The organism is Pseudomonas sp. 4CAES_32.4 (assembly GCF_058136335.1).
This window is the reverse complement of sequence record NZ_CM176882.1, coordinates 3,134,406-3,159,134: the sequence shown is the minus strand read 5'-3', so window position 1 is coordinate 3,159,134 and position 24,729 is coordinate 3,134,406. Positions and strand designations below refer to the sequence as shown.

Genomic DNA, 24,729 nt, shown 5'->3' with positions numbered 1-24,729 from the left:
TGGCTAAGGATGTTTCTAAATGTCCGCTTTTGGCCGATAGCTGCCGTTCCGCGCCGACAGCTATCGACAATAGCAGTCGGTTAAAATATTGAGGGTATGAGTGCACTGTGATGTACCCATACCCTTTAAGAACATCTCAAAATCATTGCTTGATCAAATCTCCGGGCTTCCAGGCCTTGGCAAAGAACGCCTTGGTCGGGCCGTACAGGCGCAGAATCACGAAATAGCCTTCGCCCGGGAGGGTTTTGATCCAGTTTTTACCGGCGCCGGGTGAGTCCGGGCCGAAATGCACATCGATCGAACCATCGGCATTGGCGACCGGTTTGTCCATGGTATTGATCGATGGAAACGGCTGGCCGTTGTCCAGGCCGGACGCGGTGATCGAGTCGTACGCGGTGACCGACCAGAACAACGCTGCAGGAATACCTTTGGGCAGGTTCAACGTGTAGCTGTTGCTGCCGGAGAGGAATTCACCCTTGGCATCGACGAACGTGGCCGGGTACTTGGCGCCGACGTTTTCCATGTTCACGGCCATGCCCGGGCTGGCTGAATAGGCGTTGGTGAAGAAGCCGGTGCGCGGGTCGATGTAGTTGAACGTGTCGGCGGTAAACGTCGCGTTGCCGGGGAATACATTCAGCCATTTGCGATCCGGGTACCACGTGCCGTTGGCGACAATCGTCTGCGGCGTGTAAGAGATCGCATGGCCGATCTTGCTGGCGGTTTTCGCCGCTTTGTCGAGCAGGTCACGGCTGGCCTTGTTGGGCTGGAACGGCTTGCCCTTGATGATGCCCAGTGCGGCGAGCATGCCACGCATTTCCATGTCCTGCGGGTCGACGTATTCGTGTTCGATAAACCGCGACAGCATGTCGAAAGCGCTGCCATCGGTGGGGTACAACATGTTGACCGGGGTGTTCGAGGCGTTGGGAAACACCATCGCTTTGGCCGCGGCCTGTTTACCCAACGGATAGATGCGGGTTTTCTCCATGACCGCGACCGGCGCATCGAGCTGTTTCGGATCTTTGAAGAAGCCACGCCAGAACACGAACACGCCGTACGTTCGCGAGCGATACGTCAGATAGCCCGGCGGTACCTCGCCCTTGAAATCCGGCGGCAACACCAGATATTTGGCGCCCTGCCCTTTGTCCGGCCCCGGCAGACCGACATCGCCACACCACTGGCGGCCTTCAATCTGGCCCTCGGAGCAAATCGGCCGCTGGAAGAAGTCATCCAGAATGCCCTGCAAACCCGGCGGCACTTCGATCACCATCGGGCCGTCCTGCTTGAGATCCAGATAGCCCATGGCGTAGATCACGTCGGAGTTGGGCGTGGTCACGCGGGTCTTGGCGTTGAGGCGATCCTTCCAGATCGGCAGCACGTTGTAACCGGCGCCGAAAGCTTTCTCCGAGCCCTCTTTCATGGCGTACATGTTCAACGCCGGGAGAGCCCAGATGTACGACTGCACGGCGCGCTGGAAGAGCAATTCGTTTTGCAGTTGCGCCACGCCTTCGAGCGTCGGGTAACCGCCAGCGAACGGCAGGTCGGCCAATTGCTGGTAATGGCTGGCGGCGTGGGCGCTGGCGCTGATCGATACGGCCAGGCTCAGCGCTGTCAGTGATTTTGCAAACGTGTTCATCGTAAACGTCCTTGTCTCGTTCAATTGGCTTTGACAACAGCGGGCGGCACCCATTGGCCGTTCAGCGCAGCCGGCTCAGGCCAGTACGCGCGAATGTAGAGCGAGAAATCCGCACCTTCAGGCGTCGGCAGCCAATTGGTTTCCTTGTCCTTGCCCGGCGAGTCGCTCTGCACGTAAATCGTTAGCGAGCCGTCAGCATTGGCTTGCAGGGATTTGTTTTTGGTGCCGATGGAATAGCGCTTGAGGTCGTTCGGCGAGAAGAAGTGCTGTTCGTTGTACAGGGTCAGCGACCAGAAGCCTTTGACCGGTGGCAGTTGCCCTTTGGCGAAGGTCACGGCGTAGCCGTTTTGCCCGTTGAGGCGCGTGCCGGTCTTGTCCAGATCCTGATAGAAGTACTTGGTTTCTTTCTGCTGGTTGACGAAGATATTCGAGCGCGCGACGGCGGTACGGCTGAAATAGTCGGTGCCGAACGCGGCGCCGTTGCTGATGGTGCTCCAGTGATCCGGCAGTTGCAGGCCGTAATTACGGAACTGCAACAGCGGGTCGATCACTTCGCTGTCGGCTTTTTTCGCTTCATCGATCATCGCGGCTTTGAGCTGAGGATCGGCCTTGGCAATGGCGGCCAGTGCGGCCATTTGTGCGTAGCGAGCTTCTTCGCCCGGCAACGGTTTGGCGTCCTTGAGCAGCGCGGGCAGTTCGTCGAAGAACTTCTCCGGCATCACCCATTTGGTTTCGCCACTGCCGGCGGCCTGCGCCGGGAATTTCGGCAGCTTCGCCCAGTCGCGATGTTTGACCTTGCCGTCGAATTGCGACAGCGGGTACATGTCGACGCCCGACAACGATGGCTGAATGGCCGCGCGATCGACAGCGCTATCGTCCTGGAACACCCGGGGAATCACGAATCCGGTGTTGGTGCGCGAGCGGAAGACCTTGGTGATCCCGGCCGGGACTTCGCCCTTCCAGTCAGGGCCGACCAACAGATAGAAACCGGGCTTAGTGTCATACATTTTGCCGAGCTCAGCAAAGCTGTCAGAACGCAAATCCACCACTTGGTACACCCAGAAACGGCTGCCGAAATCCGGCACCTGCAACACCACCGGTTCCAGATCCAGCGCGATGCTGCCCGCGCCGTAGACCACGTCCTGATTCGGACACGCCACCAGGCGTTCGGCCGGATCAATGTAATCGCTAAGCATCGACAGCCGATTGATAGGCGCGACCGGAACAATTCCGCCCATCAAGCCAGGTTCAGGGAGATCCTTGAACGCTTGGCGACGGTTGAAAATATTGGCCATCGGCCAACCCCAGAAATACGCCTCACGGGCCATCATCCGCACGTAGGGCTCGGTGACTGTCGTGTTGGCGACTGGGCCGGGAATGCTGATTGTTGGGCTCGCAGGAGTCTGGGCTGCTAGCACGGAAGTAGCTACGACAGTACTGACAAAAGTCAGTGCGAAGAGGGCATGGCGACCGGGCAAACGGTTCATGAAGCGTCCTTACTTGAAGGTGCTCACCTGATAGAGGTGGGTTGCGTAACAAGATAGCTCAGGTTCGCTATGTAATCACCGCCCTATTCAATGACCGTAACTGGCCGTTTTCAGACTGTCCCGACCGGCAACAATCAGGCCGGTAGCGGACGTCTGCAAGCGACCGTTACCGGCCAGAAGCAGTAATTCGGTTATGGACGGGTTTTGGTCACCCGTTCGGACTGCGCGGTTTCCGTTCCTGCGTGGTGAGCTGCAAATGCCTCAGCTTCAAACCTCTGAAGTTCGGCACCGATACTACTCTGTCGCTCCAAGCGGGCGCTCTCGCCTAATGCGTAAGGCTCTTGGTCTGGAATAGGAAGAAACCCCTGATGCATTCTTACTACAAAAACTGTTCGATTGACCCCGTTGATACGTTCTATAAATTTGGTCGATTCAGGTGAGCGCTGAACGCTTGCTCGATGCACCACTTCCCACGCTCTTGGTTCCGCTCCCTGAATCCTGATTAATGCCGATTCGTTTTCAGGCGGCCCGGACACAGCTAGTTCGACGGTGACGCCTCCATTACCTTCGTAACATCGTACGATCGGCTTTTCTACGCTGGATGCGGCGTTGCAATAATAGCCAGGCCACAGCACCGATTGAGCGATGAACACTAACGGCAAAATAAGCGCTTTGAAATTCAGCATGGTGATATCTCATGAGTACGGCAGCGCAGCATAAAAGCCGTCAAGCTGTTGACCTAGAGCGCCGCTTATTCATAAGCTGTACGCATGACGTACAGCTCTCACGATATTTTCCCTCCATTCGAAGCGCTTCAGGCTGCCCTGTCCGCCGCCAGAACGGGCTCCTTTACGGCTGCTGCAGCGGAACTAGACGTTACTCACGCGACTATAAGCCGACGCGTTGAAATGGCTGAAAAATGGTTTCAATGCGCCTTGTTTGATCGCCATGCACGCGGCGTCACCGTTACCGCGAGTGGACAAATGGCGCTCGCCAAAGTCGCTTATGCCTTTAACCATCTAAAACAAGCGCGCCAATCTCGGCCTGTCAGCGAAACCCTGCCCATCGTGAAATTAGCTACCACGTCATCCTTTGCTCGTTTCTGGCTGATTCCGCGCCTGACAGAACTGGAAGGTACGATTCAAGATTTACGTATTGAGCTCGTCACATCTGCACTGAATGCCAGCCTTACCTCAGGTGAAGTCGATCTGGCCATCAGATACGGTCGTGGACAATGGAATGACGGAGAGGAGGAATCCTTGTTCGACGAGTCACTTTGTCCGGTCGCGAAACCAGAGTTGCTCGCCATGCACACGCAAGCGGTATCCCTCGTGCAGGAAACCCCATTGCTACACACCGGCGACACAACCTTATGGCGAGCATGGATGAGCCATCACGGCAAACGTCTCACCCCAAAGCTCAGCGATAGGGTTATGGGTGACTACGCTCAAGCCATCGAAGCCGCCATTGCTGGATTGGGTATCGCACTCTGGAATCCCGCAATTCACTCTCTGGATGCGTTCAACGGGCAGTTGATCCCATTGGACGAATTGAGCTGTCCAAGTCCGCTTAAATTCTACCTGCTATCGAAACCTGGCCCAGCCCATACGCCACCAATGAAAGTTCGGTCGCGGCTTCGCCGCTTATTGAAAGATGACTTCACTATTTAATTCCAAGGATTGAGGCGTCCTTCTGAACGACTCATTAGCTCCAATGAGGTGCGGCAATAAGTCGAAAAGTATTCGAGCTCAAGCGGCTGCTTCTGGCCGTTTTCTGTCGGTCACCATAGACAGAAAACGCTCCTTAGCCGACATTACTGCTGTTCAAAGAACCCCTAAAAGTTGATTTTAAACCCGAGCATCGCGTCATACCCATGACTGTCGCCATCAAACCCTTGGCGATACCCTGCCGAAGCGGTAAACGTCGTTCGCCGGTTCGCCTGATAATCCACACCGACATTCACCTCGCCCCACGTGCCCTGAATATCCGACTCGAACGGGATGTAACCCGTCTCCGAGGAAAACTCGGTCTTCGGCTGGCCCTTGAATTCATGCCACACACTTGGACGAATCCACGCATTAGTGCGCCGCGCGCTTTTGTCGACGCCTTCGGTGCCCCAATCCTTGGCGATGCGTACACCGGCGCGGCCGATCAGGGAGTCGACATCGCGAAAGCGGATTTTTGCGCCGACGTCGTCGCTGCTGTCCAGGTCGACGTAGCTGTAGATCGCCTGCAATTGCGGTTCGACGTACCAGTTTTTATCAAACTCGTACGGATAGCCGTTCTCCAGCGACGCGGTGTAGCCCCAGCCCCGGGTTTTCAGTTTCGGCAGGTTGCTAGGCTTGGCTTCAACGTCGAAGCGATTGACCTGGAACACACCATCCAGATACCAGCCCGACGGGCCGAAGTGCGTCCAGTAGGCGCCCAAACCATAAGCACGCAAGGTGTCTTCGCCGGCGTTCCGACGGGTGTAGTGGCTGACGCCCGCGTCGATGCTGCCCGCCGATAGCGAGATACCGGCCTGCTCATGACTGCCGTCGGTTCTGACCTTGCGATAGAGGTCGGTGCCGACCTGAAACGCCGTCAGGTCGTAGTTGTATTCCGGCGTGTTGCCCAAGGCATTTTTGCGATCGCCATCCTGTTTGCCGCTGCGATAAATCACTCGGCCCCAGCCCATGGACGGTGTCGCCGTCGATTCGTCTTCCTTGGGCAGTGGATCGCCGGCGTTCAGGCGTTCTTCGCCCACGCGCTCGTGCAGGGTGTCCACCATCGTCCGACCGTAAACCAGCGCCAATGCGGGTACCGCACCGTACAGAGAAACTTCCGGGCGATAGTTGGGCACGGGGGCTGGCGCCGGAGCAGGCGTTGGATCGGGGTCTGGCGTCGGGTCAGGATCGGGCGTTGGATCCGGGTCTGGCGGTGTCGGTGGTGTCGGTGGTGTCGGTGGCGTCGGTGGCGTCGGTGGTTGTGGCGGGCCATCCGGCACGGGCGCATCGGAACGCAGAAACCAGCTGTTGCGCGCACTGCCATCATCGCCGCCCTGCTGCAGGCGATACTCATACGGCCCGGCGACCACGCGGCTCGCCAGGCGAAACGCGTTGGCATCACCGGCCCCGGCGCTGTTGTTGAGCGCCTCGACCACGGCGATACCGTTGCCCTGCGTCACCGCGCCCTGCCCGCCGACATTGCGCACCGCAAGCCCCGTGGCGCCGCCGCTACCGGTCGCGATCGAGTCGACCACCAACATGTCAGAACGACTGTCGGCACCTCCCGCATTCAGCGTAGTGTTGAGCAGCAAACGGCCGCCATTGGAGACGAACACCCCGCCACCGTTAGTGCCCGGCGTGGATGCGCCGCTGATTAGCAGCACATTACCGACGGTGTTGCCGCCGCCCGGTAGATCGAGGGTGCCGCTGTTGGTGAAGCGATTAACGCCAAGCAACTGCCCCTGCACCGCACCGCCCGCAGTCGGCGTGTTGAACGTCTGCCCAAACGGCAGATACGCACCACTGCTATTGAAATTAACGATGCCGTTTGCCGGTTGCTCTGCCAGACGGATCACGCCGCTGTTGTCGATACTGTTGGCGCCCGAAGTACCGAGGTTGCTGGCCGCCACTCCCCACGTGTCCCGCGTGCCGCCGCCGGTTGAATCGGTAAAATTGCGCAGCGTCCAGGTGCCGCTGTTGGCCACCGTGCTCGCCGCACTCACTGCGTTCACCGAGCCGGTCATCTGCCCAATGTTGTCGAGGGTAAATGTCGTGCCGGGCGTGGTCGCATCGCCACGCACAGCGACATCGCTGAGCGCACCAATGACCCCGGTGTTGTTGAGCGATTGCGTCGCACCACCCAAGGCGATACCGCTGCTGTCGGCCCAGCCCCCCTGAATCGTTGCGCTGTTGCTGACATTGGCAACGCCGCCCTCGGTCAACGCGGCGATGCCCGACGAATTCGTCCCTCGAGAGGTGATCGCTCCGCTATTCGTGACCGAAACATTCGCCGCACCCGACCCTTCGGCCAGAACCCCCTGACTGTTGCTGGCGCCCTGCGTTTGAATCGAGCCGGTGTTGACGATGGTTTGCGTACCATCGCCGGACAAGGTGCGAATGCCACGCTGCTGATCACCGCGAGCGATCAGTTGCCCGCTATTGCTGATATTCACCGTGCCCGCGCCCGTGCCGCCGTTGAACGCGCTACCGGCGAGAATCGCCGCGCCAGCCCCGTTGACGTCAATCAGCGTGCCGGTGAACACCGCGCTGACATTTCCGCCCAGCGTCAGCGCCTGCAAACCAAAGGAGCCAATGCCACTGCCGTCGCCCGTCCCCGCGTCGGAGTGCGTGATGATCGTGCCGCTGGCACTGATGTCGACCGTGCCCGTTGGCGCTTGCGTGGAAGCGTAAATGCCGTTGGCATTGCTGTTGAAGGTTTCGATGCGATCGCCAGAATAGTTGACCCGGACATTGCCCCCCGTTGAGTCCACCCGAATGCCGCCCGCGCCAAAACCACTGGCGGTGATGTTGCCGGAATAATCGATCAGCACATTATTCTGTTCGGCGCTTACGATGATGCCGTAAGCGCGATTGGTGCTCTGAGCGCCGAGCACGGTGAGATCACCACTGCCCGTTACCAAGACGTCACCGGTGCCGCGCTTGATGATGTAGATCGCCCTGGAGCCCGCGGTATTGGCGGTGCTGCCGACAATGATCGGCGCATTGTTTTCGATGCTGATCGAACCCAGTCCACCGACATTGTCGTTGGCATAGATCCCGTGACCGCCCCCGCCGGTGGTGGTGATCGCGCCGTTATTGACGACCGCGATACTGCCAACCGTGGCCAGTGACCGGATGCCGAAACCGTTGAGACCGTTAGTGCTAATCGTGCCGTTGTTGATCAGGCTGGTGGTGCCGGCACCGCCCTCGCTAAAAAGGCCAAATGCGTTCATGCCGATCGCCTGAATAGACGCGGCATTCACAAGCGTGGTGTTGCCATTGATCGCTCGGGTGTGGACGCCTGCATGGTTGCCGACCCCGGCGGTCGGCAAGGTGTCATCGGGAATCGGTGGCCCCGCCGACAACGCGTCGTCATTGTTCACCAGAATGCTCACCCCGGCACCGACGTTGACGTTGTTGTCCGCGCTGCCCGTGGCCTTCGTCCAGACTCCATTACCGCCCAACAAGGTGATTTGCCCGCTGCCCTGATGGTTGACGCTGATCGCCCCGCCGCCGCTGCCATTGACGTCGATGCCGTCGTGCTCGTTGCCGACCACCGTGTTTAGAATGTTAAGGGTCGTTCCGGACGTCACCGTCACCGTCGACACACCGCTGCCGGCATTGGTGATCGCCAGCGCATCGAGCCCGCTGCCGCCGAGGTTGACGGTGCTGGTGCCGCCATCGACATTCAACACCGCGTTCCCGGTAGTGCCTATTACGTTGGAAAACACCGCGTTGGCGGCGGTTGGTGGTGTGCTGTTGACCGTCGTGCCGCTGAGGTTCAGCGCCGAGTTGCTGTTGTTGCCGCGAGCGAGCACTGAGGAACCCGCCGTGGTGGTGATGCTCGTGCCCGCCTGAGTGCTGATTGCGGCGTCGACACCGGCGGCCGGCAAGCAGGTCTGCGATACGTTATAAGCGCCAGCAGCTAACGAACCGCACGCAGCGTGAGCCTCCGATACAATCAAGGTGTTCGCCAGCGCCAACAGCAAAGCGCTGCGCAAGAAATGCGGGACAAATCCATCACTGGAAGGATCGCGAATATCCTGCATCGAAGCCTCCTTATTCTAACTACTGCGTGAGTATCGAATAGACCATAGTAGATATTTCGGCTCTTGCGAATGCTCATTTGTGGCCGAAAGCCGCCGTCTGTGAACGGTAGCTTTCGGGCAAATAGCGACGCTCACAGAAGAGTTGGCTTAGCGACGGGGCGTACGTGGTTACATGGTCTAGAATTGACTCGCCCTGAGCAATTCTCGGGGCCATCGGTGTTAAACCTACGACCTACGAGGTAAAAACATGTCGACCCTCAATGGAATGTTAGACCCGAACGATGCAGTCATATTGCTAATCGATCATCAAAGCGGTTTATTCAACACCGTTCGTGATGTTCCAATTCCTGACCTTCGTAACTATGTAATAGCTATCGCAAAGACGGCGACACTGCTGAACATTCCTGTTATCACCACCGCCTCCGTACCTGACGGGCCTAATGGCCCACTTATTCCAGAAATCCATCAACATGCTCCCCACGCGGTGTATGTGCCTCGCACTGGGCAGATCAATACTTGGGACAACCCTTTATTTGTGAAAGAGATCGAGAAGACCGGCCGGAAGACGCTGATCATCGCGGGCACGCTCACAAGCGTATGCATGGCTTTTCCTGCCGTGAGCGCCGTACAAGCAGGTTACAAGGCCTATTGCGTGGTTGATGCCTCAGGGAACTGGAGTAAGTTAGCAACCGACACAACAATCGCCCGCGTAACCCAGGCTGGAGCGATTCCCACCGATACTTTCGCTATCGTCGCCGAGCTGATGCAAACATGGAATCGTCCGGAGGGTTCGCGCTTTGCGGAAATTCTTGCGGATCACGTGTGTCCGGAATACAAGTGCCTGATGGAGAGTTTTGGGAAAGCTCAAGCGGTAGTGAAGGATGGCCCCGAGACCCATCTGGATAAATATCAATAGCCGCAATCGAGATCTGAACCTTTACCGCCGTTATTTGGTTTCATTTAAGATTAGACAGATGGGCGCTTCGGCGCCTTTCTGCGTGAGGGCTCATCAAGACTGGTGAAAACGCTAACGTCCGCTCCTGGCCGGGAACAGCCAGTTGAGGCAACCTCTACGCGCAGCTACCGGCAGCTCGTCCCTACGCTAATTCACCCAACCATGAGCCGCACCGGCGATATTTTTAAGCGCTCCATGTATTGATTGAGTGCCCTTTTTGCCGACAATCAGACTTAGCCAATAACAGCTCTTTGCCATTTACCACATTTTCGGAATCCCCGTTGTCGGAAGCTGATTTAGGCTTTGCTGATGGGATCTGCGCCCACCTTACAGCCCCATATCCCGTTCCAACTGATCCGCTTTCATCGCGTCAGAAGCAAAGCCGGTCTTCATCAGGTGCGATTGCAGATGATCGCGTAAATGCATTCTCAGAAGAGACCTAAGCTCGACGTAAGCCGCTGATGGGCCCGCATCGATATCATGCCGTTTCAGAGCTTCACGTAGTACCCGGACGCTCTCAGCGCCGATCCCTGACGCGTGAAGCCGCACGATAGGATCAAGCCCCGGGTTTCTCTTGAAACAGGAGACTGCCTCTTCAAGCAGTCGCGCAAACGACACCTTGCTACCTGCCTGCTGCGCCGAGCGCCAAACCTTAAACTCAATCTCGTCTTCCATCTGCTCTCTCCAGTTGATCTGCGGACTGACTCGCACGAAGTTGCCCGGCACGGGTATTTTTTCAAAAAATGACTCGTTCTTTGCAATCAAACTGGATAGCAGCGGCTTACGCCGCTAAGTGCCGATTTTGCTATGCCCATAGGGCAGTCACACATCCGCGTCAGCAGGATAAATCGTAAGAAAAGGCCAGAAGCAGAAGCAGTGCAAAAGCAAAAAACAACACTGTTTTCCACAGTAGGATCGGTGGACGATGGGGCGCGGAGATCGCTGCTTTTCTGTTGTCCTCAAATATAAAGATCCGTCGCTCAAAAAATTTTTCAAGGGGCCTTCTGAAAATATATTTTTCTTGACTCGCCCCTCACGCAGTCAGCACGGCCTCCACACTCGATTTGTTTGGAGATTGCGCAGTGCGTGAAATCGGATCAACACGTCTAACAGCGTACAATGACGTTCCCTGTTGAAGCGTCCCAGGTCGTCCAGGAAGGATTTTGGCTGCAGTTGTAACCCCACCTGCCGATGACGTTGCGCAGAACGTGGATGTATTAAGGAACCTTGATGGCGATCGATTTGAAAAGTCTGTGGCAGCGAGAGCGCGCACGGCGGGCGGCTTTGTGGGGGCTGGAAGACTTGCGACCGGGTGATGATCGCGCAAAGCCTCACCTAAGCATTCTCGATGAAATTGATCGACAAGACCTCGAACATCCTCATGGGCATGCTTCGCTTATGACGATTGAGGAGTTGAGAGACTCTGTGCCGGAAACGCCATACAAAAGCAGCGATGGGCACTGTTTCGTGATCGTTCTAGATCAGCATATCCCGGAAGTTTGGCGCACAAGATTCGAAGCCGCCACCGCACTTGCTGAGCGTTTTCCGGAAGGTAGCTATGCCCATGACTGGCGTCGATTTCTGAGAGGCTGGCTAAGAGACATGGAGCATCTAGCGGCTCACCGCCTCTCATGACCTGCCTCTTGGTTCGCGACTGCAGCAATGCTTACTAAACCCCAGCTTGGCACAAGTCCTTTGGCTGAGATGTGAATAGCCCTAGCCAGAAGTGCCTGGGGTTATCGTTGTATATAACAAACCAACGAGAAGGCGATGCAGGCACTCAGCACATTTTAATGCGCCGCCACTCTTCATTACTCATGTATTAGTGCATTATAATGCGCTAGCCATTGTTGGTTATGGCTTAGAAACCACCGTCCAATGGGCTGATGGGCCCCTAGCAAGATGTTTAGAGTCCGCAGCACAAAGGGCAGTCTTATCAACAGTCGGGATATTCAATTGAAGAAGTGAGGGTAGAAATGAAGGAGATGACCCTAGGAGAACGCAGGGCCTACATTCAAGCAGTGGCCGATGAAGTCGCCAAAGGGAAACTGACGCTTGGTGGCGCAGTTAAGCGTCTTCGCGAAAATCTGTTGGGTGTGAGCCAAGAGCGGTTCGCGCTGGCCAGCAAAATTTCAAAGCGGGCACTGTCGCAGCTGGAGGTCGATAGCGGGAATCCGACTCTCTCAACCCTGGAAGCTGTGTTCAATAAATTCGGCCTTCAGATAAGCTTGGCTCACCTAAGTCCGATAGATCTCAACGAAGCAGCGGCCAAGAAAAGCAAAGTTGATTTTAGCGCGCCCACAGCTACTGCGCGGCCTCCCTTCCCTGCAAGCAAGCCGACTTAGCGCGCTAGCCCTGCGTGCGTGGGAAAGCCTCAAGGCCATCATGGGTAAAGCTGAAACGCACATTAGGCCAATCCGAACCGCTCGCCTACCCTTTTCAATCCCGTGTTCGTTCCCTTGCAGAAGGGAAACCTTTCGCCTGGGGATTCCATGTTTCAGCTTATCGAGCGGTCAACTGAGGGCTGCCGTGCACATGATCGAGGCATCGTACGCGCAGCCAGTCCTCCCCTCCTAACATCCCGGCCCGCCCACAGACCTCGCAAAGCGACAAAGACCTTTCTTCTGCGCGAGCGATCAACTCACGGCACGTCGCATCGCCACCCGAGTAATAAAACCGCAACCCTCCGAATTTTTCCTTCACTTGACGCGCCCGCACTTGAGGCACCTCGGGGTGAGCTATCAGGTAAGTTTTCAGCGCGCCACACAGTTCATCCAGCAAATCCAGCCAGCCTGGCAGACATCCGATTTCGCGTAGGGGCGCGTCGGAGAAAAACTCTGGATAGCGATCGCGCAGGATCGGCAATAGATTTTCAACCATAGGTTTTCTCTACTCGCATTATGTCAGCGGCCAATGCCTCTACAGTGGGCAAACTCACATGCTTGCGCGCACCTCGGCCGGCCAAGATAAAAATCGTGGTTTTGCTTTCAAAAATGCAGCCATCAAATTCGCGCTGGAAATCACTGAGAATGCTGTCGCCAGGCTGGTACGTGTTCTCGCTGTCGAACTCAGCTGCTTGGGCATACAAAAGAGTCGCCTCAAGCCCCTGAGCTTTTATTTTTCGCTCCTGAAATTCTGGGAGCATCACATCCAAAACCATCCATCGTCTTACGATGCAAAATGCCTTTTCTGTGAAGCTATCAGCGGCTAGTTCGATCAACTCATCGTTGCTCAGATTTGATCCGCCGAGAGGTTGTGCTGGCCCAAAAAGTAAATCGCCTAGCAGGTCTATATCCGTAACGGTTGTATTCATAATTTCGCTTTAACCTGCTCTTCCTGTGAGTACCAGACAGGAATTTTTTTCCCTATACCCGTTGTCATCTGGAGAGCCCGAGAGGATTTTCGATCCGCGCATCCATACTCGCAGTTCGCTCAGTGATAGATGCGATTCATGTAGAGATTACCGCCGCCAAATGCCCAACTGACGATCACGTACCTGCTACCTGCCACGGTTTGAAATAATGCATAACCGTCAATGAAGGTGACGCCCGTTATGCGGGACGTTCGCATACTCGCACCCTCTCGGAAACGGCCCGTGGTATCGCCATAAATTGTTCCCATGATGACGGGTGGACTGTCGACGGCTGCGAAGAGGAACGCCGTGATGCTCACACCAAAATCCTTTTCCATCGCCGCCGCGACCTCTGCCGGAAGAGACGATGCGTGCTGTCGCTCAGTCATCTAGTAGCTCGCTTGAACTGGCGGCTGGCGATCGTGTTTCGTTGTCTGCTCCATACATCTCCCAGCCCTCTTCAACTATCAACACAGAGCTGCGCAAGACCCCATAACTCTCCAGTGGAGTGGGCTTCTCACGGAAGATCAATTACAAAGCCGTGGTTAAAACCCGTGCGCTCACCTGGATAACCTCGAGGATTCGAAACCACCCGACATCTACCCATCGTGATATCAACCGCGCGGTGTGTATGCCCAAAAATCCATAGATCCGCCTTATCCACAAGCGAGTGCCAGCGGTTTGAGTAGGCAGCACTCAAATGTCCTTCGTGTTTATCACCCATGACTTCGGGTATAGGTGCGTGGTGCGTCACAACGACCGTGTGGCCATCGAATGGCTTATCGAGTTCCTTGGCGAACCAAGCAAACGATGCGTGATTTCGACTGATGAGATCGGGCGGACGCAGCGGGCGATGGTTTTCTCCAGTGCGAATGACACAAAAATCATTCATCCAATCCCATGCTATTTGGGTCGCCGCTGCTGCGTTTCCGGTAGACGAAAAATCAGTCCAGCCGGTGGCGCAAAGAAACCGCGTTTGATTCCAAATAAATGTCTCATTTTCTAATACGTGAACGTGCGGTAAGGCGGTTTCCTTCATCTTGTGCAGGGTGTGATCGATGTGTCCTTTGTAAAACTCATGATTTCCACACACGTAAATCACAGGGCGATCAAACGTTTCATTCGCCCACTCTACTCCCCGTCCTTTCAAGTCGATGTCACCGGCCAATATCACCAGGTCATAACCATGGGATACGGGCTGATAGGACGAAAATTCGTTGTGCAGATCTGACAGCACGTGAAGTTTGGTCAATGGCCTGATCTCGATTTACAGCTAAATTGATAAGTCAGTATGACCGTATGGACATGCGTGCCAGCGAAGCAGACGCAGATGCTGTTGCCTTGTTTCTTCAGCTTGGTAGACCTACCGAAAAATCCGGCAGGAGGACTATATACCGTCGCGCCGGACTGAGCAACATGGCTACATCCTCGTTTTTCGAGAGACTCTGATGTCCTTAAGCAAAGGGTTTGCGGCCGTACTACGGACTGCTCGGGCGTTACGAGGCTTATCTCAGCAGGATCTGGGAGATGTCAGTGATCGCAAACACTTCTGGCAAATCGAAAATGCAAGATCATCTCCAACGCTCAACAAGTTCGAAAAGCTTTCAAAGGCGCTTCAATTTGATCCCGTTACGTTGCTTGCCCTGTGTGTAGCAACACGCGATAACGTCTCGCCATCCGATGTCCTTCAGCGGGTTCAGAAAGAACTCGCTGAATTCGAGAGTATGGGCGGTACAAAGAAATTGGCCGAGAGCATGGAAAGCGGCGTACTCAAATCCCGCGCCAGTGAACAGCTACGCAAGTTGGCTGCCGTCCAGGAGTGCAAGCGAGCAGGTCTCACGCAAAAAGCGACGATGGAGAAGCTGGGGCTTCCAAAATCTACGGTTCATGACCTTTGGAAAATGACGGATCAGGACGGGAAGTCTAAAATTTGAATGGAGCAGACATACGAGCCTCTTCCTAGGGGCCCTGATCCTGAGCATAAAGCTCTAGTGCATCATCTGAATTCATCACAGCCCTTCATCCATCACAGTGATTCTTCAGTGTAGCTCCGTGAATTGCGCCTACCTGAGGAACAGGACTGACCAGCGTTATTCCGAAAGTATTAACTGGCATCGGGGCCGGCATAACAGGCAGGGGGATCGTCGATTTATCTCTCACGCAAACTCGCCACGGCTCCGCCCTTCGAAAAGTGTTTACCTGAGCACCGTGTTCCCAATATTTGCGGATGTCCAGCAACCGCATATTCCCTCAATCGCTGGAGGGCATCCCGATATCCAGCAACGCGCAATTCATCCCGATGCATATCACTCTTGGCGTGAATCATCTTCTCGTTCCCTACGTGATGGATTGGTTTCATGTTGGAGCCGCTTCAGCTCATCGCGTAACTGTTCGACCTCGCTCTTAGTCGCTTCCAGCAGCACCTGTGAGTTCTTGGCTCGCGCATCTGCTTGGCTGGCGGACTCGCGTAGGGAAGCGGACTCTTCGCGGGATTGAGCAAGCTGATCGACAAGCTGTTCTTTGGCCCCTTCTTCTCTAGCCGACGCTAAGGCCAAAGCATTGAGCTCGCCAGTGAGCCGCGCGATGGCGTCGTCCTGGGTAGACATCAGCTTGACCTGTTGGCGGGAGTCGGTAAGTAAGCGCTCGTTGTCTCGGTTCAGGCGGCTAATTTCGTCCTGTTTTAGTGAAAGGGTCTGCTGCAACTGACGATGCTCAACCTGGATTTGCTGGAGCTGGCCTTCATGCCGGCGCTGTTCTTGTTCGCGCTGATCCTTCACGGCTGTGCGGTAGTGCTCAAGTGCATCACGGGCATGCAGGTGCTTTTCTTCCAGCGAGCGAATCTGCTCATCCTTCTCACGCACCCGTACTTCGAGATCAGCACAGCTCTGGCTCAGACGAGCGTTGCGCGTGAGCTCAGACTGCAAGCTGCTTTGGCTCGTACTCAATTCACTTGCTTGGACGCCGAGGGCGGTCTGAAGGCTATCGTGCCGGCGCTGCAAATCCGCCATGGCAGCTTGTGCCTGCGCCAGCTGCTCATCGACTGATGCTCGGTGTTTATCGAGCTCAGCTCGCGCCTCGGCCACCTCTTCGGCACCTTCTTCCAGCAATCGATCCACCAATTGGCCGACTAGCCCGGTGATCTCGTCGCTCAAGCGTTCGTGGCGCTCCTTTGGGCGCGACTCCCCTTTTCCGAGCTCACCTAGATACCGGGCAATGGTTGTCATCGAGCCAGTATTACCAAGCTCGACGCGCACAGCGTTGATGCTGGGATTTACACCCCGCGCGATCAGCGCGTCTCGCGCTATCTGGACAATTGCCTTGTTAATGCCGCCGCGTGCCATGCCGTCTCCTACGATATCGTAGTGTAAAACGTTTTATGTAGTTACATATTACAATAGCTTAAGAAAGTAGTCACAAAATCTCAATTTCTATGAATAAATAATGGAGACTTATGGCTTCTTGACTCATTCTGGCGCCCAGAAAATCTCCATGTGGCGCAGGTAGTCAGAAACGCTCCGATTTTGAAGGGAAAGTACGATGGAAAAGGCAGATCGATACCTGAGCGCCGGCACCCGGGAGAACACGCGAAAGAGCTACCGGGCGGCGATTGACCACTTCGAGGTGACTTGGGGCGGGTTCTTGCCCACGACTGGTGTGGGCGTTGTTCGGTACCTAGCGGAATACGCCGGCAAGCTTTCAATCAACACGTTGAAGCAGCGTCTGGCAGCTCTTGCGCAATGGCACATCACTCAGGGCTTCCCTGATCCGACAAAGACGCCTGACGTTCGCCAGATGATCAAGGGTATCCGTGTCGTGCATCCCGCGCAGGTCAAGCAAGCCGCTCCCCTTTTACTTAGGCATCTCGAGCAGGCTGTGAAATGGCTTGAAGCGGAAGCCGCTGCTGCGCTCGATCGTGGTGACTACAAGACGCTGCTTCGCCACCGCCGCTCGGTGGCAATGGTGCTGATCGGATTCTGGCGTGGATTCCGCGGGGATGAGCTGGCCAGGCTCACAGTGGAAAACACTAAAGCCCATAGCGGTGAAGGCATCACGTTTTTCCTGGCTCACACCAAGGGTGATCGCCTGCACGAAGGGACAACCTTTCAGACGCCGGCGCTGACAACGCTGTGTCCGGTCGAAGCCTATATCAACTGGGTTACCGTAGCAGGATTCACGAAGGGGCCTGTCTTCCGCCGCCTGGATCGCTGGGGAAACTTGGCGGACAAGGCCATCCAACCTCACAGTTTGATTCCCATGCTGCGCCGGATCTTCAAGGAAGCCGGGCTGCCCGAAGAACTGTATAGCGCGCACTCAATGCGAAGGGGCTTTGCAAACTGGGCGTCGGCCAATGGCTGGGACATCAAAGGGCTGATGAGCTATGTGGGCTGGAAGGATATGAAGTCGGCGCTTCGTTATGTCGATGCGGGCGTTTCATTTGGGGGGTTGGCCGCCCGTGCCGCCCCTGTGAGTCTTGAAACGTTGCCGCATACGGAGCCTCAGTAGATGCTTATCAACAGTGCTTGGCCATCCGCGCGGCACCCGCTACCTCATCAGGCCATTGCTCACTGTCGTCCGCCGCGGAGCTGAATCACATAGCGCGATAACGTTCTGCGCAACATTTCCACCGCTTCGAGAAGTTAGCTACCGGACACTTGCGCAACGCTTCGAATGCCCGACCACGGAGCCAGAACGCCAGATTGACATGCCATAGCTCAGCTTGCGCTTAGCGAGGTGGTCGATCCAATTTGCGTTTAGACTCTGACCCGTACAACAGCTCCAGCAGTCGCGCCTTCCCCGCTCGTAGTGGCACTTATCGGCGGAACACTCAATTGAGACCCCTTTCCAGTTCTGAGCTCTCGCGAGAGCCGGAAGGAATTTGCACTCAGGCTGCGGACGCAATCGATCACTTCGCTTTTCCAGTAGCAATTGAACGCGCCGGAGCGGACGCGATTGGTACTGCAGTCAGAATACTTTGAGCTCGATTCCCGGCGCCTCCCCTTCTGATTCAGCCCCAACTTGCCAAGCTCCCGCCCCATAGTCCTCATGATAGATTGGGCTGACAAGCGGTGTTACTTCGTCTGCCCGAGGTGTTAGAAGCAATGAAACGCCGGGCTTGACGCCCTTCCACCGGAGACTGTCGCGATAAATGTGCGCTGACGCCATTGCATCTAAGACGCTGGCGCGGGCGCAGCGATACTCCGCGTCAACCCCCCCCGAAGGCGAGTCCAACGTCACGACGATGTCCGGGTATCGCTCTCGCGATAATCTTTGAAAACCTCGATGCGCAGCTTGATTGATCGCTGGGCATCGGGCTTGGTAACACGCCTCAACGGTCATATCAGCCGCTATTCCCGCCACACGATTTCTTTTAGACCCCACCGATCAATATTCACGACTCCAGACGAGTTCAGGAAACTGGCGTTGCAGCTGTGTGACTATCGTCACGAAGCAACCACCGCACATCGATATCCCATGCTGGGCTGATCCACAGCGTCTTATCAGGATTCTTTCCCTGCCACCCTGAACGCAACGCGTACCAAACGAACCGATCAGCTCGCGCACACAGCTAAAGCACGGCAAGTCGAGCCTCACCTTGCACATGCTGCAGGACTTATCAGAAGCCTACGGGGCGCCTCCCCTTTTGATGGTTGACGTAGCCACCCTGATCCAGGAAGACATCACTATTGATGCGATCGTAGAGAAATTCGCAGAACAGATGCGCGAGCTAGATGCCGCCGGCGCACTTGTGGCAGCGCGAGCTGAGTTGGAAGATGGGAGCTACGCAGCGGGCCTGCCGGCCGCGTCATTGCTGGAGGCCCAAAGGCATCGATCGAAACATGAATAGCTCAAGCGATTACGCGGGGACAGACGCCCCAGAATCTTGGCGTGAGCAAGATGACTATCAGTCGTTTCTGGCGCGAATAGGAATGATCTTTTCGCTGGAGGAGCTGACCTTGGGTCAGCGTATCGCTACCAGAATCCTCCGTTTACCCATGCCTCGCACCCATTGCGGCAGAAACGCTTCCAACCCAACCTGCGATAGGTGGAAATAGTGCTTGAGGTATGGCTTAGGGCAGTAAAATACTGATCGGTTCTAACTTGCCCACTTCTCGACAACAGCGGCGCCGTGTAATGCTTTCCACTGCTTCAAGAGTTTATGATTAGCACCACGAGTCTCCACTACTTCACCGGTGTGGGGGTTGAGGTAGCTCTTAAGCGGACGAGGCTTCCTTTTCTTAGGAGCTGACTTCAGTTGCCCCTCCGACCCATCAGAAAGTTCTTTGAACCCAAGACTAGGGTCAAGGAGCAGAACTATGTCCTTGGGAGCAAACTGATACTTATCGGCAAGTGATTCCAGGCGGGTTAAAAAATTAAATGCCTTGATCACTTCAGGATCATTAACGAGTGGCATTGCCGTAGAGCACTCATTCGCAAGCCGATCGTTTACTTCAAGTAGCTCAATCAACTTGTCCATGGCGTACTCACTCTATGTAATAGAAGCGATCAGGCATAAGAAGTTTCCGCTGCCTGAGATCGCTCACTTTTTGATGTCTTTTTTTGAGCCAGCTCTGCGGCATCGACAAGAGTGTTCTCAGTCGTTTCATTCGGAATTAGATCCAGCAAAGGATTTACACCTCGCTGTGAAAATTTGTCGCGAGCACAGAGTAATTTGACCACTTGAGGCGCGGAATAACCAAAATCGCTCATCAGTGCCTTGAGCTGGGTGTGGAACTCGATATCCAGCAAATAGTCAGGCTTATCCTTCTTCTTCGAAAGGGCGACCAGCATCGTGGCCAGCTGATGCTCAGCTAGCCGTAATTCGACTAGGGTATGTGACCTGCTCATATCATCCACCAATCCGCGCTGAGTGAGCCATCTTCGCTGATTGTAGCTGACGTACCCTTATGAAGAAACCTATTCTGACGGATAACGACACTGGGGAAAGGCCTGTACCAGGCGCCCTTTCGTCAATATTTTGGCTGGCCTCAGCAGTGTTCGAAAGCATGTGAGCATTATTATTCCTGGGGAGGCAAACGACTGACGAGAAGCAAGGAGGATGGATCATTCGTAAAAACCAAACAATCCTCACATAGATGATGGCCACCTTTCAGCGAATTGATTAGCGCTCAAATCAATATAGACTCAAATCGTTTCATTGATCAATTTAGGCGAAATCCATTCCCGGCTTACAACAGCTCTAACGCGGGGCTCTCCGCCTCACAGGATTTCGGGGAGGCCTAATAAATAGCTCAAACTCACTGTCATCTGCGCTTGGTTGGCTGGATTTCCCTGAGGGTACGGTGCCTAGGCGATGAGTCACATACAGCATGCCAGGGAGTGGCACTGCAGGAAATCGGCACGCAGATGCCCCCACTCCTAAGCCTTGATTCGATTCAGCCGTATGAGACTTCGGCATTTGCAGAATTAGCCATCGTGGTCTATGTCACACAGAGCCAAAAGCGTGTCCTACATGTATTTAGAAATTAGTTGGACGTTATTAAAGAAGAAAAGCTCTTATGCATACCTTTGATTTCAAATAGCAACTGAGACAGAGCAAGATCCTATCCGCACTCATGCCAACATTGAAACCTGGCTACCTGGCAAGCATATTCATAGCGCACCAATTAAAACAGCATTCACCGTGAAAGATGTAAATGGCCAAAATTCAATCCCTATCCCTTTTGATATCGTTAATACAAAGCGCTTATGACCCCCCTTGCCGATAACTCTGATGTTTATTGCCACCCACACATAAAGCGGCAAGACTAGCTCCACAGGCTCAAAACACCGTAAAAATTTTTCCAGCGGGCCTTACTGCCGCATGAGCAGGCACAGTATTCTTCAATCCTGCGCGCAGCACACGGACAGGGATAGCTAGGGCCGTCAGTCAGTAATTTCTGCGTGCCTTCGGAAAGACACCTTAATCAGATAAGGAAAGCTAGCAATGAAGCTGTGCAGTCTGCGGGTATGCAATTTCCAGTCGTTTGGCCCTCAACCTACTCCGATCACATTCGAAGACATAACGTATCTCCTAGGCCCGAATGGCGCGGGCAAAACCGCTGTCCTCCAATCGCTGTGCAGGCTATTTGCATTTGAGCCAGGATTGCGACGCGTCCGGCCTTCTGACTTTCACGTTCCAGTTGGCCTCAGCAATGCTGAGGGTGGTACCACGTTATGGCTGGAGGCCGAGTTCTCCTTCCCAGAGACAGAAGATGACGAGGACAACGATACGGTTGCGCCGCACTTCGACCACATGCGCCTCCAAGCTGCGGGCGATGTGCCGCGAGTACGTTATCGTCTAACAGCCACTGTTGATGACGAAGGTGACGTCGAAGAGACGCTGGTTTACGTCACGCAGGCAGATGCCGATGGAAACCCAACAGTCAGCTCCATCGTCCCCAAGCATCAGCGCAACCAGATCCACCTTCACTACATCCCGGCTCGACGTGACCCATCCGACCACATCGCCTACGGCGCAACCGCATTGCTCGGGCGGTTGCTTCGCGCAACACAGTGGGGTGGCGACCGAGATACGGTCAAGGATTTAACCGACCAGATCACCAGCTGCCTAGCAGGCAATGCTTCGGTCACAGCGCTCGGACAAAGCCTGAACGCGTCATGGAAAGGTCTTCATAAGGGAGTCTTCTTCGCTGAGCCGAAGCTTACTTTCGTCAATTCCGACATCGAGATGCTGTTGCGGCACATGTCGGTGTCATTCACGCCGGGGCATGGTGAGAATGAAGTCGATTTTTCACGACTGAGTGACGGGCAGAAATCAATGCTCTATCTCTCGCTTGTGTTGGCGGCCCACTCGATCAACCGTGACGTGAGATCAGGTAAAAACACGGCCATTGATCCAGCGAAGCTGAAACCACCCGCCTTCACCATACTGGCCATGGAGGAGCCCGAGAATAGCTTGTCGCCTCACTACCTTGGCCGGATCGTGATCGCCCTGAAAGGATCAATCGGTGTGGATGCGCAGGCGCTGATCGCAACACACGCGCCTTCGATGCTGCGCCGGGTTGATCCTGAGAACATCCGCTACCTACGGCTCGGCTCGAACCGGTGCTCTCTCGTCAGCGGCATCGCGCTGCCAGCCAAGGAAGATGTGGCCCATAAATTCGTTCGAGAAGCCGTCCAGGCCTTTCCTGAGATATATTTCTCGCGGTTGGTCGTGCTGGGCGAAGGTGATAGCGAGGAGATCGTTCTTCCGAGGATTCTCCAAGCCAAAGGAGCGGCAGTTGACGAATCGGCGGTGACCATCGCGCCGCTAGGTGGCCGTCACGTGAATCACTTCTGGCGTTTGCTTTCCCAGCTGGGCACGCCGTACATCACCCTGCTTGACCTGGATCTCGCACGGTATCAAGGAGGCTGGGGACGGCTGAAATACGTCAATGACCAGCTGGCGCTTTTCGAGCCCTCCAAGGTTTTGCCCTATACGATCCCGGCCTGGGACAGCCATGAGTTTAAAGTCAGAATCCACAACGGCGTCTCGTCTACATCATCAGAGACCCTCTTCGACCTCCTTGAGGAGCGAGGCGTGTTCTTCTCGGCACCACTGGATCTGGACTTCGCCATGTTGACCTCCTTCCCTCTAGCATTCAACGCGCTGCCTGCCGTGTCCACGCCAGAGAGCCAGAAGGCGGTTCTCGGAAAGAGCCATCAAGGCGCCGATCAATACACCCCTCAAGAGCAAGCTTGGTTCGATTCCTACCACCATCTCTTCAAACTCGGCAGCAAACCCGCGACCCATCTCACCGCGCTGTCGAGCCTCTCTGACGCAGAACTGCTCGCAGGCCTGCCACCCGCACTGGATCGACTAGCCAATGCAGTCATAGCAGCTTTAGAGGAGTCACCCGAGTGATTCACCCTGACCGTTGGATGCACTCACCTGGGCTCACTCTGGAAGCGAATGCGTGGCACGCCATTAAGGACACCGAGCACTCGCTCGTCCTTCTGGCGGGGCCTGGCGCTGGCAAAACTGAAATATTGGCTCAGCGGGCAGACTTCCTCCTGAGCACGGGCAGTTGCCGGTATCCCAAGCGAATCCTGGCGATTTCCTTCAAATCCGACGCGAGCCGAAATCTCAAAGACCGTGTAAGCGTGCGGTGTGGGTGGGAACAGGCCACGCGATTCGACAGCTTTACGTTCCACTCTTTCGCCAATCGAATCGTCAGTCGCTTCCGAGTCTTATTGACCGGCCCCGACGTTCTCAAACCCGACTACTCAATCGGCAAAGAGGCCATCCCAGGCGAGCAGATCACCTTCATGCAACTGCTTCCCATGGCGCTCAAAATTCTGCGTATGAGCAAGATCGCCCGAAACACTATCCGTCAGACCTATGCTCACGTATTTCTCGACGAATTTCAGGACTGCACCTCTGACCAGTACCAACTGATCAAGCTTCTGTTTGAAGGAACACCGGCTTTTCTGACTGCCGTCGGTGACACCAAGCAGACCATCATGGGGTGGGCGGGCGCACTGGATGGCATATTCAAGCTTTACGCCGATGACTTCGCCGCCCGGCCACTACGGCTGTACCGAAATTTCCGATCCAAGCCACGCCTGCTCCGTATGCAGAACAGCGTTATCCGGGACATCGACCCTTTAGCCATCATGCCTGACGAAATGATCGTGGGAGACGATGGCGTGATCCGCGCAGGGAATTTCTCCTCGAGCGCCGCTGAAGCCGTTTCCCTGGCGAACCTTATCCAGAAATGGATCGAGGTCGAAGATTTGCGACCAGCCGAAATCGCCGTTCTTTTCCGCGGCGAGATCGATTTGTATGGCGAAGAACTGATGGAGCAGCTGACGCTTCGGAACATACCCTTTCGCAATGAGAACAGCCTTCAGGACTTGCTCAAGGAGCCTGCAGCCAGGCTAATGATCGACTACTTAACCTGCCTCTATACGCGAGGCTCCAACAAAGCCTGGTCACGGCTGATGGATCTTTTCGCGCCGTTTGATGACGAGGGTAACAGCGACCGGACTCACAAATCTTTCGAGCTTTGTTACAAACAGCATCAGAAGCAGGTGAAGGCAGCAGCGAAGACAACGACCCCCTACGTCGACTGGTGGGAGCTCGCGAGGGGGTTCTTCGACATCTTGGGGCATGCCGTCATGACAACCCTATCTTCAGACTACGAAACTAAGCGACGCCTGAAGGAGATCATTCGCGATACCCGTGACCACATCACCACCCTACTGCTGACAGAACCCGACCTGCCAAGGGCACTTGCCCGGTTCTCGGACGACAACGCTGTCCGCTTCCTATCCATGCACAAAAGCAAAGGGCTGGAGTTTCATTCGGTGATCATCTACGGGGTTGAGCAGCAAACGTTTCGCGGCAAAATTGGGGATGAGCGACAGGTATTCTTTGTCGCAGTGTCTCGAGCGAAAGATCGTCTGATCATTACCACTGCGAATCAGAGGCAACGCCCTGCGGGAATATCGGCGAGCAAAAGATGGGATGTCGCGAGACAGCCGCATGTGGCCTTTGTCACGTATGTCACTGAGCATTCGTCGCCCAAACAGCCGCAGTGATGT

General features: G+C 55.4%; 21 protein-coding genes. 9 read left to right on the top strand and 12 right to left on the bottom strand.

The genetic code is table 11. From position 1 onward, the window contains the following. Nucleotides 1-142 precede the first annotated feature (142 nt). The 3 genes from AC3Y64_RS14000 to AC3Y64_RS13990 all read right to left on the bottom strand — a co-directional run bounded on the left by AC3Y64_RS14000 (nt 143) and on the right by AC3Y64_RS13990 (nt 3,806). Nucleotides 143-1,633: a DUF1254 domain-containing protein gene (locus tag AC3Y64_RS14000; protein ID WP_489984129.1), complete on the bottom strand. Its 1,491-nt coding sequence runs from the start codon at nt 1,631-1,633 to the stop codon at nt 143-145. 20 nt (nt 1,634-1,653) lie between these two features. After that, nucleotides 1,654-3,120 carry a DUF1254 domain-containing protein gene (locus AC3Y64_RS13995; protein ID WP_489984128.1) on the bottom strand — a complete coding sequence of 489 codons (1,467 nt, stop codon included), beginning with the start codon at nt 3,118-3,120 and terminating at the stop codon, nt 1,654-1,656. 191 nt (nt 3,121-3,311) lie between these two features. After that, nucleotides 3,312-3,806 carry a hypothetical protein gene (locus AC3Y64_RS13990; RefSeq protein ID WP_489984127.1) on the bottom strand — a complete coding sequence of 165 codons (495 nt, stop codon included), beginning with the start codon at nt 3,804-3,806 and terminating at the stop codon, nt 3,312-3,314. Nucleotides 3,807-3,890: 84 nt separating this feature from the next. Between AC3Y64_RS13990 and AC3Y64_RS13985 the strand changes: the two genes are divergently transcribed. Continuing rightward, nucleotides 3,891-4,790 (top strand): LysR substrate-binding domain-containing protein, encoded by a 900-nt coding sequence (locus AC3Y64_RS13985; RefSeq protein WP_489984126.1) that lies wholly within the window; start codon nt 3,891-3,893, stop codon nt 4,788-4,790. 164 nt (nt 4,791-4,954) lie between these two features. Here AC3Y64_RS13985 and AC3Y64_RS13980 read toward each other — a convergent pair whose 3' ends face one another. Then, a complete protein-coding gene (locus AC3Y64_RS13980) occupies nt 4,955-8,875 on the bottom strand; it encodes an autotransporter outer membrane beta-barrel domain-containing protein (protein ID WP_489984125.1) in 3,921 nt (1,306 codons plus the stop codon). Nucleotides 8,876-9,122: 247 nt separating this feature from the next. Here AC3Y64_RS13980 and AC3Y64_RS13975 point away from each other — a divergent pair, with 247 nt between their 5' ends. Continuing rightward, the gene (locus AC3Y64_RS13975) at nt 9,123-9,791 is read left to right on the top strand and encodes an isochorismatase family protein (protein ID WP_489984124.1); all 669 of its coding nucleotides are present in this window, start codon (nt 9,123-9,125) and stop codon (nt 9,789-9,791) included. 366 nt (nt 9,792-10,157) lie between these two features. Here AC3Y64_RS13975 and AC3Y64_RS13970 read toward each other — a convergent pair whose 3' ends face one another. After that, nucleotides 10,158-10,505, bottom strand: a complete 348-nt coding sequence (locus tag AC3Y64_RS13970) for a hypothetical protein (RefSeq protein ID WP_489984123.1) — start codon at nt 10,503-10,505, stop codon at nt 10,158-10,160. A 555-nt stretch (nt 10,506-11,060) separates the two neighbouring features. On the opposite strand from AC3Y64_RS13970, the gene AC3Y64_RS13965 reads away from it, so the two are divergent. Then, the gene (locus tag AC3Y64_RS13965; protein ID WP_489984122.1) at nt 11,061-11,465 is read left to right on the top strand and encodes a hypothetical protein; all 405 of its coding nucleotides are present in this window, start codon (nt 11,061-11,063) and stop codon (nt 11,463-11,465) included. Between the two features lie 341 nt (nt 11,466-11,806). Next, a complete protein-coding gene (locus tag AC3Y64_RS13960; RefSeq protein WP_489984121.1) occupies nt 11,807-12,175 on the top strand; it encodes a helix-turn-helix domain-containing protein in 369 nt (122 codons plus the stop codon). A 157-nt stretch (nt 12,176-12,332) separates the two neighbouring features. On the opposite strand, the gene AC3Y64_RS13955 is transcribed toward AC3Y64_RS13960, so the two are convergent. From AC3Y64_RS13955 to AC3Y64_RS13940, 4 genes are all read right to left on the bottom strand, one after another. Beyond that, on the bottom strand, nt 12,333-12,710 hold the full coding sequence (locus AC3Y64_RS13955; RefSeq protein ID WP_489984120.1) for a hypothetical protein: 378 nt from the start codon (nt 12,708-12,710) through the stop codon (nt 12,333-12,335). Then, nucleotides 12,703-13,143 (bottom strand): DUF6957 family protein, encoded by a 441-nt coding sequence (locus AC3Y64_RS13950; protein ID WP_489984119.1) that lies wholly within the window; start codon nt 13,141-13,143, stop codon nt 12,703-12,705. The genes AC3Y64_RS13955 and AC3Y64_RS13950 overlap by 8 nt, the downstream gene beginning before the upstream one ends. Before the next feature lie 119 nt (nt 13,144-13,262). Next, on the bottom strand, nt 13,263-13,571 hold the full coding sequence (locus AC3Y64_RS13945; protein ID WP_489984118.1) for a hypothetical protein: 309 nt from the start codon (nt 13,569-13,571) through the stop codon (nt 13,263-13,265). 128 nt (nt 13,572-13,699) lie between these two features. Further along, entirely contained in the window at nt 13,700-14,434 is a 735-nt protein-coding gene (locus AC3Y64_RS13940; protein WP_489984117.1) for a metallophosphoesterase, read from the bottom strand. Between the two features lie 196 nt (nt 14,435-14,630). Here AC3Y64_RS13940 and AC3Y64_RS13935 point away from each other — a divergent pair, with 196 nt between their 5' ends. Next, nucleotides 14,631-15,116 (top strand): helix-turn-helix domain-containing protein, encoded by a 486-nt coding sequence (locus tag AC3Y64_RS13935; RefSeq protein WP_400645082.1) that lies wholly within the window; start codon nt 14,631-14,633, stop codon nt 15,114-15,116. 372 nt (nt 15,117-15,488) lie between these two features. Here AC3Y64_RS13935 and AC3Y64_RS13930 read toward each other — a convergent pair whose 3' ends face one another. Next, the gene (locus tag AC3Y64_RS13930; protein WP_489984116.1) at nt 15,489-16,523 is read right to left on the bottom strand and encodes a DNA-binding protein; all 1,035 of its coding nucleotides are present in this window, start codon (nt 16,521-16,523) and stop codon (nt 15,489-15,491) included. A 196-nt stretch (nt 16,524-16,719) separates the two neighbouring features. Here AC3Y64_RS13930 and AC3Y64_RS13925 point away from each other — a divergent pair, with 196 nt between their 5' ends. Then, entirely contained in the window at nt 16,720-17,685 is a 966-nt protein-coding gene (locus AC3Y64_RS13925; protein ID WP_489984115.1) for a tyrosine-type recombinase/integrase, read from the top strand. A gap of 1,090 nt (nt 17,686-18,775) precedes the next feature. Further along, nucleotides 18,776-19,027 carry a hypothetical protein gene (locus AC3Y64_RS13920; RefSeq protein ID WP_489984114.1) on the top strand — a complete coding sequence of 84 codons (252 nt, stop codon included), beginning with the start codon at nt 18,776-18,778 and terminating at the stop codon, nt 19,025-19,027. Between the two features lie 249 nt (nt 19,028-19,276). Here AC3Y64_RS13920 and AC3Y64_RS13915 read toward each other — a convergent pair whose 3' ends face one another. Continuing rightward, nucleotides 19,277-19,657 carry a histone-like nucleoid-structuring protein, MvaT/MvaU family gene (locus tag AC3Y64_RS13915; RefSeq protein WP_489984113.1) on the bottom strand — a complete coding sequence of 127 codons (381 nt, stop codon included), beginning with the start codon at nt 19,655-19,657 and terminating at the stop codon, nt 19,277-19,279. A gap of 29 nt (nt 19,658-19,686) precedes the next feature. Next, entirely contained in the window at nt 19,687-20,028 is a 342-nt protein-coding gene (locus tag AC3Y64_RS13910; protein WP_489984112.1) for a hypothetical protein, read from the bottom strand. A 1,099-nt stretch (nt 20,029-21,127) separates the two neighbouring features. Here AC3Y64_RS13910 and AC3Y64_RS13905 point away from each other — a divergent pair. Then, a complete protein-coding gene (locus AC3Y64_RS13905) occupies nt 21,128-23,047 on the top strand; it encodes an ATP-dependent nuclease (protein WP_489984111.1) in 1,920 nt (639 codons plus the stop codon). Next, nucleotides 23,044-24,726, top strand: a complete 1,683-nt coding sequence (locus AC3Y64_RS13900) for a UvrD-helicase domain-containing protein (RefSeq protein WP_489984110.1) — start codon at nt 23,044-23,046, stop codon at nt 24,724-24,726. The genes AC3Y64_RS13905 and AC3Y64_RS13900 overlap by 4 nt, the downstream gene beginning before the upstream one ends. Nucleotides 24,727-24,729: the final 3 nt, after the last annotated feature.

Excerpts from the sequence above, each read along its gene's own strand:
- AC3Y64_RS13990 (WP_489984127.1), bottom strand. The coding sequence starts at position 3,806 with ATGCTGAATTTCAAAGCGCTTATTTTGCCGTTAGTGTTCATCGCTCAA.
- AC3Y64_RS13910 (WP_489984112.1), bottom strand. The coding sequence starts at position 20,028 with ATGAGCAGGTCACATACCCTAGTCGAATTACGGCTAGCTGAGCATCAG.
- AC3Y64_RS13995 (WP_489984128.1), bottom strand. The coding sequence starts at position 3,120 with ATGAACCGTTTGCCCGGTCGCCATGCCCTCTTCGCACTGACTTTTGTC.
- AC3Y64_RS14000 (WP_489984129.1), bottom strand. The coding sequence starts at position 1,633 with ATGAACACGTTTGCAAAATCACTGACAGCGCTGAGCCTGGCCGTATCG.
- AC3Y64_RS13980 (WP_489984125.1), bottom strand. The coding sequence starts at position 8,875 with ATGCAGGATATTCGCGATCCTTCCAGTGATGGATTTGTCCCGCATTTC.
- AC3Y64_RS13975 (WP_489984124.1), top strand. The coding sequence starts at position 9,123 with ATGTCGACCCTCAATGGAATGTTAGACCCGAACGATGCAGTCATATTG.
- AC3Y64_RS13935 (WP_400645082.1), top strand. The coding sequence starts at position 14,631 with ATGTCCTTAAGCAAAGGGTTTGCGGCCGTACTACGGACTGCTCGGGCG.
- AC3Y64_RS13960 (WP_489984121.1), top strand. The coding sequence starts at position 11,807 with ATGAAGGAGATGACCCTAGGAGAACGCAGGGCCTACATTCAAGCAGTG.
- AC3Y64_RS13915 (WP_489984113.1), bottom strand. The coding sequence starts at position 19,657 with ATGGACAAGTTGATTGAGCTACTTGAAGTAAACGATCGGCTTGCGAAT.
- AC3Y64_RS13925 (WP_489984115.1), top strand. The coding sequence starts at position 16,720 with ATGGAAAAGGCAGATCGATACCTGAGCGCCGGCACCCGGGAGAACACG.
- AC3Y64_RS13970 (WP_489984123.1), bottom strand. The coding sequence starts at position 10,505 with ATGGAAGACGAGATTGAGTTTAAGGTTTGGCGCTCGGCGCAGCAGGCA.
- AC3Y64_RS13985 (WP_489984126.1), top strand. The coding sequence starts at position 3,891 with ATGACGTACAGCTCTCACGATATTTTCCCTCCATTCGAAGCGCTTCAG.
- AC3Y64_RS13955 (WP_489984120.1), bottom strand. The coding sequence starts at position 12,710 with ATGGTTGAAAATCTATTGCCGATCCTGCGCGATCGCTATCCAGAGTTT.
- AC3Y64_RS13905 (WP_489984111.1), top strand. The coding sequence starts at position 21,128 with ATGAAGCTGTGCAGTCTGCGGGTATGCAATTTCCAGTCGTTTGGCCCT.
- AC3Y64_RS13965 (WP_489984122.1), top strand. The coding sequence starts at position 11,061 with ATGGCGATCGATTTGAAAAGTCTGTGGCAGCGAGAGCGCGCACGGCGG.
- AC3Y64_RS13930 (WP_489984116.1), bottom strand. The coding sequence starts at position 16,523 with ATGGCACGCGGCGGCATTAACAAGGCAATTGTCCAGATAGCGCGAGAC.
- AC3Y64_RS13950 (WP_489984119.1), bottom strand. The coding sequence starts at position 13,143 with ATGAATACAACCGTTACGGATATAGACCTGCTAGGCGATTTACTTTTT.
- AC3Y64_RS13945 (WP_489984118.1), bottom strand. The coding sequence starts at position 13,571 with ATGACTGAGCGACAGCACGCATCGTCTCTTCCGGCAGAGGTCGCGGCG.